Source organism: Clostridium polynesiense (genome assembly GCF_000820705.1).
GTDB classification, from domain to species: Bacteria; Bacillota; Clostridia; order Clostridiales; family Clostridiaceae; genus Clostridium_AA; species Clostridium_AA polynesiense.
Window position 1 is genome coordinate 42,362 of the sequence record NZ_CCXI01000049.1, and the last position, 8,454, is coordinate 50,815.

Below are 8,454 nucleotides of genomic sequence, written 5' to 3' on the forward strand. Positions count from 1 at the left end.
ACTGATTTATCAGTGGGTTTTACAAATTGCATTAATTATTAAAATATACTTGTATCATACCTATTTTCAATATATTTTTTAAATTCCTTTACAAAACTTAGCTGAAAGTCATCCTTTTCCACTGCTTTTGTAAGCAGTATGTAAAAGGAGTTTTTGTTGCATTTTTTTAGATTATTATAATAATCCTTTGATATTTTCCAATATTTTTGAGGGAAGGATAGGTATACGAATATATACTTCATATCATCAAAGGAAAGAGGGGATATTTTTTCATAAGCGGTAATAGCATTTACGGCAATTTCTAAATCCCACTTTGTATTATCTCGTTTTAATAATCTTCTTAGAAAATAACTGATGTCATGAGAGCGGTAATCAATGCTACATTTATCAAAATCTATAACCCAGACTTCATTTTTACTGTCAAATAAAATGTTTTTATTCACGTAGTCCAGATGACAGAGGGATGTAGTAAGGTTGCTTATATTTATAGTCGAAGCTGCCTCTAGGGCTGTTTTTGCTAATTTTATATTTGTTTCAAAATGATTAAGGAAAAGCTTTGAAAATTTATCTCTAAGCTGAAAAGCTTGACTTGAGCAGTATAATATATTATCATAATGCTTTTGAGTGGATAAAAATATATCCTCTAATTGTTTCTTATTTGAGCTCCCGTCCATGGGAGTGAATTTTTTTGCTGCACTATGCATACGGGCTAAATTAGAAGCAGAATCAATTATATGGTCGATATTATCATAGGAGCATTTGACTCCTTCAATCCATGGAGTAAGTATAAAAAGCATATCTTTGTATTTTACGAATCTTCCTTTATCAACTGTTGGAAGCAGTCTGGGAACATTTATATTATATCTATAAAACCACTCTAAAGCAGAGTAAACGAATAGTAAGTCAGGTATTTCATAATATACCTTCTTTAAGCAGTAGCTTTTGTCTTTGAAATCTATTCTATAAACAGCTCTCTGTTTATCAGTATCTTTAAATTTAATTTGAGTTATACAGCCCTTTTCCAAGCCGTAATAAGGAAGTACTTGAGCTTTTACATTTTGCTCCGATAGATAGCTGTATACATTTGCTTTAACGGTTTCTGACATGATAAAACCCCTTCCAAAATAATCTACAATAAGAATATATTAATTAAATTTAGATATTATACATATAATTAATAAAATATGGTAATTATTAATTATATATTAAATTGAAGGATTTAAGTGCTATTTGTAGAAATAATAAATAGAGGTGTTAATTATGAGGATTAGAGAAAAAATTGAAGAAATTGAAAGATTGACACTTATAAAAGAAGCTGCTTTATCAGAAAACTCTTTAGGAAGAGAAGAGTATGAAGCTGAAGATGACGTAAGAACAGTGTATATGGTGGACAGAGATAGAATAATTCATTCAAAGTCATTTAGAAGATTAAAACATAAAACACAGGTTTATATCAAAACCTCTGGTGATCATTACAGAACAAGATTAACTCACACTCTAGAGGTTTCGCAAATAGCAAGAACCATAGCCAGAGGAATTGGACTTAATGAGTCTTTGGTTGAGGCGATTACATTAGGACACGACTTAGGCCATGTGCCCTTTGCTCACAACGGTGAAGAAGTGCTTGCAAAACTTCTCCCCGGAGGATTTAAACATAATGAGCAGAGTGTAAGAGTGGTGAAATATCTGGAAAAGGACGGAAAAGGGTTAAACTTAACCAAGGAAGTTATTGATGGAATATTGCATCATACAGGCTTTTCTAAGCTTTCAGAGAAAGCCTTTACCCTGGAAGGGCAAATAGTAAAGTATAGCGATAAAATAGCTTATGTTAATCATGATATAGATGATTCCATTCGAGCTGGATTGCTTAAACATAAAGAGCTTCCCGCAGATATAATGAACAAATTAGGACAGACACATGGGGATAGAATTGGAACATTAGTAAAAGATATCATTATAAATACTTTAGAAAATATAGAAAATAATAGAATTGAAGTAAGTTTAAGTGAGGATGTAGATAAGGCACTTACCGATTTAAGAAAATTTATGTTTGTAAATGTATATAATGGACCTGTACTAAAAGAGGAAAGAGACAAAGCTAAATTTGTTTTGTATCAGGTTTTTGAACATTTTATAAAGCATCCGGAAGAAATGCCGGAAGTTTATAGAAGTGTTGTAGAACATCAGGGAATTGAAAGAGGAGTTGCGGATTATATAGCAGGAATGAGCGATGATTACTGCCTGATGGTTTTTAACAAACTCTTCGTGCCTAAGTCTGTTATTTATTGACAAACACAGGAATAAATTTCAAGGTTATAGGTTTAAACTATTTATGTTAATAACCACATAAAATAAGAAGGATATTTATATTTCGTAAAGAATATATAATAGGGGAAAATAAGTTTAAAACTTGTTTAAAAATATTTAAAAAAGAAGGATTATAAATTTTTATGTCGAATATATTAATCCTTGTTGAAAAAAATAAGATAGGTGGGGAAACTTCTTGGCTATATCAGAAGAATTAATCCAGCAGATTAAGGAAGAAAATGATATTGTAGATGTTATCTCCGAAAGTGTGAGGCTTAAAAAAGCTGGAAGAAACTATACTGGATTATGTCCTTTTCATAATGAAAAGACTCCGTCCTTTAGTGTTTCTAGTGATAAGCAGATATATAAATGCTTTGGATGCGGGGAAGCAGGTAACGTAATTACTTTTGTTATGAAAAATAAAAACCTCAATTTTGTTGAAGCATTAGAATATCTGGCAAATAGGGTTAACATTGAATTTGCTCAAACATATGAAGATAAACAAAACAAAAATAAAAAAGATCTTCTATATAAGCTAAATGTAGATGTGGCTAAATTTTTTTTTAATAACTTGCTTAATAATAAAAAGGCTAATGAATATTTTTCAGGGAGAGGTATCACTCAAGGTACTATAAAAAAATTTGGCTTAGGTTATTCCTTAGATAACTGGCGGGGACTTTTGACTTATTTAAAAAGAAAAGGCTATAAGGAAGAGCAGATATTAGAAAATGGACTGATAATAAAAAGCGAAAAAGGAAACTACTATGATAGATTTAGAAATAGGGTAATGTTTCCTGTGTTTGATTATAAGGGTAAGGTAATAGGGTTTGGAGGAAGAGTACTTGACGACAGTAAGCCAAAGTATCTTAACTCTCCAGACGGACCGCTGTTTATAAAAGGTACACACCTTTATGGATTGAACTTTGTAATTAAGAACAATAGTTTTAACAGGACATTTATCATTGTGGAAGGCTACATGGACTGCATCGCCTTGCATCAATACGGAATAACAAATGCAGTTGCTTCTTTGGGTACTGCTCTTACAGCTTCTCAGGCTAAACTTTTAAAAAGATATGCAGATAGGGTAATAATCTCTTATGATGCAGATTTAGCAGGGCAGATGGCTACTTTAAGGGGGCTGGATATTTTAAGAAAGACAGGATTGGAAGTTAGGGTTCTTACAGTTCCAAAAGGTAAAGATCCTGATGAATTTATAAGGAGTAATGGGGTAGATGCTTTTAATAAACTCATTGATGAAGCTCTGCCGCTCATTGACTACCGCTTAAGAAAAGCAAAAGAGGGGATTGATTTTAATCAAAGCTCTATGCTTATTAAATATGCTAAGCGGGTAACTGAAATATTAGCAGAACTTAATCCCATAGAGAAGGATGTTTATGTAAAAAAGATTTCTGAAGATACAGGAATTAGAGAACAGGCAGTTTACGACTTATTGGGAAGAGAACTAACTAAAAACTTCAGTGAAAACAGAGATATGAATAATGTGGAAGTTATTGGACATAAATTATATATAGAGCCAGCATATATGAAAGCTGAAAGAGCTCTGCTTAAAATAATGTCCACTATAGATGAGTATTATGAAAGTATAGTTAATAACATTGAAAGTTCAGGTTTTATTTGAGAAGCTCACAGAAGAATATATGAGTTGATTATAGAGGCTAAAAATAATAACATAACGGATCTTGGCAAGTATATCGAAACAAATTGTAAAGATATAGAAACATCTAAGGAATTTGTTTTAATACAGGAAATTAGCTTTGATGAAACCAATGTTGATTATAGCAAGCTTTTAACAGATTATATATTTCAAATAAAAAAACACACGTTAGAGGAGAAGAAGAAGCTGATTATGCATAGACTTAAAGAATGTGAAACTAAAGGATTGTTTGAAGAGTCTTTAAAGTATGTAAAAGAGTTAAAGACTATAGAAGATAATCTTAAGGGATTAGAAAGGGGTTAGTGGCTAATGGCGGAAGGAGGTATGAATATGACAGCAAAGAATGAAGACAAAGTTTCTAAGGATAAGAATAATAAAGACAGAAGTGCTAAAATGGGATTAGTTAAAAAGCTCATTGAAAAGGGCAAAAAAAGCGGCACTTTAACATATAAAGAAATAATGGATGAGTTAGAAGAAATAGATTTAAATCCGGAACAAATAGAAAAAATATATGAAGTCCTCGAATCCATGGGAATTGATGTCATTGGAGATATGAGTGATAGTGAAGATGCAGAAGAGGATTTAGATCTTTCAATTCCTGAAGGAATAGCCATAGATGACCCGGTTAGAATGTATCTTAAAGAGATTGGTAAAGTACCACTTCTATCTTCTGAAGAAGAAATTGACTTAGCTTTAAAGATTGAACAAGGGGATCAGGTAGCTAAGAAAAAACTCGCAGAAGCAAATTTAAGATTGGTAGTAAGTATAGCAAAAAGATATGTAGGAAGAGGAATGCTCTTCTTAGATCTTATTCAAGAAGGAAACCTTGGACTAATTAAAGCAGTAGAAAAATTTGATTACAGAAAAGGCTTTAAATTTAGTACCTATGCTACTTGGTGGATAAGACAGGCAATTACAAGAGCTATAGCGGATCAGGCTAGAACTATAAGAATTCCCGTTCACATGGTGGAAACCATTAATAAATTAATAAGGGTATCCAGACAGCTGCTTCAGGAACTTGGAAGGGAACCTTTGGCAGAAGAAATTGCATCACATATGGAAATGCCTGTAGATAAGGTTAGAGAAATAATGAAAATTGCTCAAGAGCCTGTTTCCTTGGAAACTCCAATAGGAGAAGAAGAAGACAGCCATCTTGGAGATTTTATTCCTGATGATGAGGCACCTGCTCCAGCTGAGGCAGCAGCCTTTACTATGCTTAAAGAGCAGCTTATTAACGTTCTTGATACTTTGACTCCAAGAGAAGAAAAGGTCTTAAGACTTCGATTCGGACTTGATGATGGGAGAGCAAGAACCCTTGAAGAGGTTGGAAAAGAGTTTAATGTTACCAGAGAGAGAATAAGACAGATTGAAGCAAAAGCTCTTAGAAAATTAAGACACCCAAGCAGAAGTAAAAAACTGAAAGATTACTTAGATTAGCACCTTTACTTAAAGGTGCTAATCTATTTAAACATATATAAAGAGGAAATTTAAAATGGAATTAAGCATACGTTTAAAATCAATAATCAATCTTATGGATAGCTGCAGCAGCATAGTTGATGTAGGGACGGATCATGGATATATACCAATTTATGCAGTAAAAAATGGAATATGCAAAACTGCAATTGCTTCTGACATTAATTCAGGACCATTAAAAAAGGCGGAAAAAAATATTGTTAATGAAGAGCTTAAGGATAAAATCTACTGCCGTAAAGGCGGAGGATTATCCACTGTCTCTGTAGATGAAGTGGAAGCTTTGATTATAGCAGGTATGGGTGGTAATCTTATAAGAGACATTTTATTAGAGGATATAGAAAAAGTAAAAAGGTATGAATATATTATACTTCAGCCTGCTCAGAATCCTGAGGTTTTAAGGGAGTTTCTTTATAAAAACAGTTTTGAAGTTATTGATGAAGATATATGTATAGATGAAGGTAAATTTTATGAATTATTTAAAGTTAAATATATTGAAGATGTAAAAGATGAATCTAAGGAAGATACAGATTATGAAATTAGCCCTTATCTGATTAAAAAGAAGCACCCTCTTATATTGGATTATATAGAATACAAAATACTTTACTATGAAAAGATAAAGAATTACATACTTGAAGATACAGAGGCAGCAAGGGAAAGAAAAAATTCAGTTCAATGCATATTAAATAGATTGGAGGAGTTAAGAAAATGTCTGTTAAAATCATAGATTTCATAAAGATAATGGAAAAAGCTGCACCGGTTTCCTTGAAAGAAAGCTATGACAATGTGGGCCTAATGGTAGGGGATAGCGGTAAAGAGCTTAAAAGGGTCCTTATGGCACTAGATTGCACCGAGGCAGTAATTGAGGAAGCGGTAAGCATAGAAGCAGATTTAATTTTAACTCATCATCCTCTGTTATTTAAAAAACCTTCATCTATTACTACAGATACTCTTCAGGGAAGAAAAATCATAAACCTTATAACTAATAATATCAGCTTATATTCCAGCCATACTAATTTAGATTCTGTACAAAAAGGAATGAATGACACCTTAATGGAAATACTGAACATTAAAGAAAATTCAATTCTTGAACCTGCGGAAGATTCTCCTGTTAAAGAAAGCGGAATAGGAAGAATAGGAAGAATAGATGGATGTACTTTGGAAGATCTTATCAATGAAATAAAAAGCAAGTTGAAAATTAATAATTTACGATATACAGGAAAGCTTGAGACTAAAATAAGCAGGATTGCAGTAATAAATGGAAGCGGTGAGAATTATTTTCCTCTTGCATTTAAAAATGGTGCTCAATGCATTATAACTGGGGATACCACCTATCATTTTGCCAGTGATTTTGCAGAGTTAGGATGCTCTATAATAGACGTTGGACATTTTCCTTCGGAATGGATAACTTTTTTAAGGGTAATGAAAAGGATAATTAAAGAAAATTCCACAGAATTAAATAACGTAGAGTTTATTCAATCAAAAGTTTCCGAAGACCCTTATAAATACATATAGATAGTTTTTAAAAGTTTTACAAAAGTATGTGAATTAGGTTTCCAGGGAAAGGTAAGGCTTCAAGCAATATATAATTTGCTTTTTTATCGATTTTATGTTAATATGAGTTTTGCGAGTAAGCCAGACAATCGCTGCTGACTTAAGTCAGGAGAGGAAAGTCCGAGCTCCGTAGGGCAGGGTGCTGGGTAACTCCCAGTGGAGGCGACTCTAAGGATAGTGCAACAGAAATATACCGCCAGAATTAAGTTTATTCTTAATGAGAGCAGCTTATGCTGCCTGGTAAGGGTGGAAAGGTGAGGTAAGGGCTCACCAGCGTCAGGGTGACCTGATGGCTCTGTAAACCCCACCTGGAGCAAGACCGAATAGGAAGACATATGGGGCTGCCCGTCCCGTCTTCGGGTGTGTCGCTGGAGCCTGATTGGTAACAACAGGCCTAGATAGATGATTGTCAAATACAGAACTCGGCTTATAGACTTATCTCGCATAAATCATGAAAACTCAATGCTTAGCGGCATTGAGTTTTCTTCATTAATATAGATATTTCCTTTATAATTTATTTATGCTTTTTATACATTTAGTACTGCTCAGTTTATTACATAGGATATTTTTAAGTATATATCGCAATAAAATTTAGCTCCTAATAAAAATGAATCAACATTGAAATATTACCTAATTATCCAAATGTTACATATATAGTGTAACATAACTTCTTACATATCAAAAGAAAATAATGTAATAAAGATAAACATATAAAAATAATTATTAAGATTATATATAATATTTACAACGAAATGATAACTAATAATGAAGTGATTCAAAACATTTACTAATAGAATATATTTACATTAATAAACTATGATAGTATATTAATAAGAAGAGAGAAGAAAAGCTTTTAACAAATATATAATGTTTGAGGTGATTATATTGACTTTAAATTATGCTCATAGAGGAGCTAGCGGATATTATCCGGAAAACACGATGTTAGCCTTTGAAAAGGCAGTGGAGATGGGCTGCCAGGGTATTGAAACCGATGTACAGATGACTTCTGACGGAGTGCTTGTTTTAATTCACGATGAAAGTTTAAAAAGAACCACAGGTGTTGATGCTTTAGTTAAAGATTATACCTTTGATGATATAAGAAAACTAAATGCAGCTGATTACCATTCTTCTAAGGATAGCTTCCAGCAGATACCCACTGCTATGGAACTATTGGAGTTTGCAAAGAACAAAGATATCATTATTAATTTTGAGATCAAAACCGGTATAGTCTTCTATGAAGGAATAGAGGAGAAGCTTATAAATCTGATATATAAATATGGAATGGAAAAGAAGGTTATTATCTCCAGTTTTAATCACTATGCAGTGGCAGAAAGTAAGAGGATAGCACCGGAGATTAAAACTGCTATTTTATATTCTGAAGGTTTATATCACCCTGAGGCTTATTGTGAAACTGTTGGAGCAGATGGACTTCATCCTGTATTATTTGC

Annotated in this window: 6 protein-coding genes, 1 other RNA gene and 1 pseudogene; 7 read left to right on the forward strand and 1 reads right to left on the reverse strand. The window is 32.7% G+C overall.

Translation table 11 applies throughout. The annotated features are described in order from the left end of the window. Positions 1–38: 38 nt before the first annotated feature. Positions 39–1,106, reverse strand: a complete 1,068-nt coding sequence (locus TA89_RS04955; protein WP_040211391.1) for a CotS family spore coat protein — start codon at positions 1,104–1,106, stop codon at positions 39–41. Positions 1,107–1,260: 154 nt separating this feature from the next. Between TA89_RS04955 and TA89_RS04960 the strand changes: the two genes are divergently transcribed. The 7 genes and pseudogenes from TA89_RS04960 to TA89_RS04985 form a co-directional block, all read left to right on the forward strand. Beyond that, positions 1,261–2,289 carry a deoxyguanosinetriphosphate triphosphohydrolase gene (locus TA89_RS04960; protein WP_040211393.1) on the forward strand — a complete coding sequence of 343 codons (1,029 nt, stop codon included), beginning with the start codon at positions 1,261–1,263 and terminating at the stop codon, positions 2,287–2,289. A 214-nt stretch (positions 2,290–2,503) separates the two neighbouring features. Beyond that, a pseudogene (gene dnaG / locus TA89_RS04965) lies at positions 2,504–4,285 on the forward strand (DNA primase). Between the two features lie 27 nt (positions 4,286–4,312). Then, positions 4,313–5,419, forward strand: coding sequence for an RNA polymerase sigma factor RpoD (gene rpoD, locus TA89_RS04970; RefSeq protein ID WP_040211395.1), 1,107 nt, complete (start codon positions 4,313–4,315; stop codon positions 5,417–5,419). A gap of 55 nt (positions 5,420–5,474) precedes the next feature. After that, positions 5,475–6,179, forward strand: a complete 705-nt coding sequence (locus tag TA89_RS04975) for a tRNA (adenine(22)-N(1))-methyltransferase (RefSeq protein ID WP_040211397.1) — start codon at positions 5,475–5,477, stop codon at positions 6,177–6,179. Further along, positions 6,161–6,967, forward strand: coding sequence for a Nif3-like dinuclear metal center hexameric protein (locus TA89_RS04980; protein WP_040211399.1), 807 nt, complete (start codon positions 6,161–6,163; stop codon positions 6,965–6,967). The genes TA89_RS04975 and TA89_RS04980 overlap by 19 nt, the downstream gene beginning before the upstream one ends. Positions 6,968–7,079: 112 nt before the next feature. Next, positions 7,080–7,453, forward strand: an RNA gene (rnpB, locus tag TA89_RS17635) — RNase P RNA component class A. A 420-nt stretch (positions 7,454–7,873) separates the two neighbouring features. Continuing rightward, positions 7,874–8,454, forward strand: a 581-nt coding sequence (locus TA89_RS04985) for a glycerophosphodiester phosphodiesterase family protein (protein ID WP_040211407.1), incomplete at its 3' end; no start/stop codon positions are given.

What these genes read in the sequence shown, in the direction of transcription:
- TA89_RS04975 (WP_040211397.1), top strand. Translation starts at nt 5,475, where the DNA reads ATGGAATTAAGCATACGTTTAAAATCAATAATCAATCTTATGGATAGC.
- rpoD (WP_040211395.1), top strand. Translation starts at nt 4,313, where the DNA reads ATGACAGCAAAGAATGAAGACAAAGTTTCTAAGGATAAGAATAATAAA.
- TA89_RS04960 (WP_040211393.1), top strand. Translation starts at nt 1,261, where the DNA reads ATGAGGATTAGAGAAAAAATTGAAGAAATTGAAAGATTGACACTTATA.
- TA89_RS04955 (WP_040211391.1), bottom strand. Translation starts at nt 1,106, where the DNA reads ATGTCAGAAACCGTTAAAGCAAATGTATACAGCTATCTATCGGAGCAA.
- TA89_RS04980 (WP_040211399.1), top strand. Translation starts at nt 6,161, where the DNA reads ATGTCTGTTAAAATCATAGATTTCATAAAGATAATGGAAAAAGCTGCA.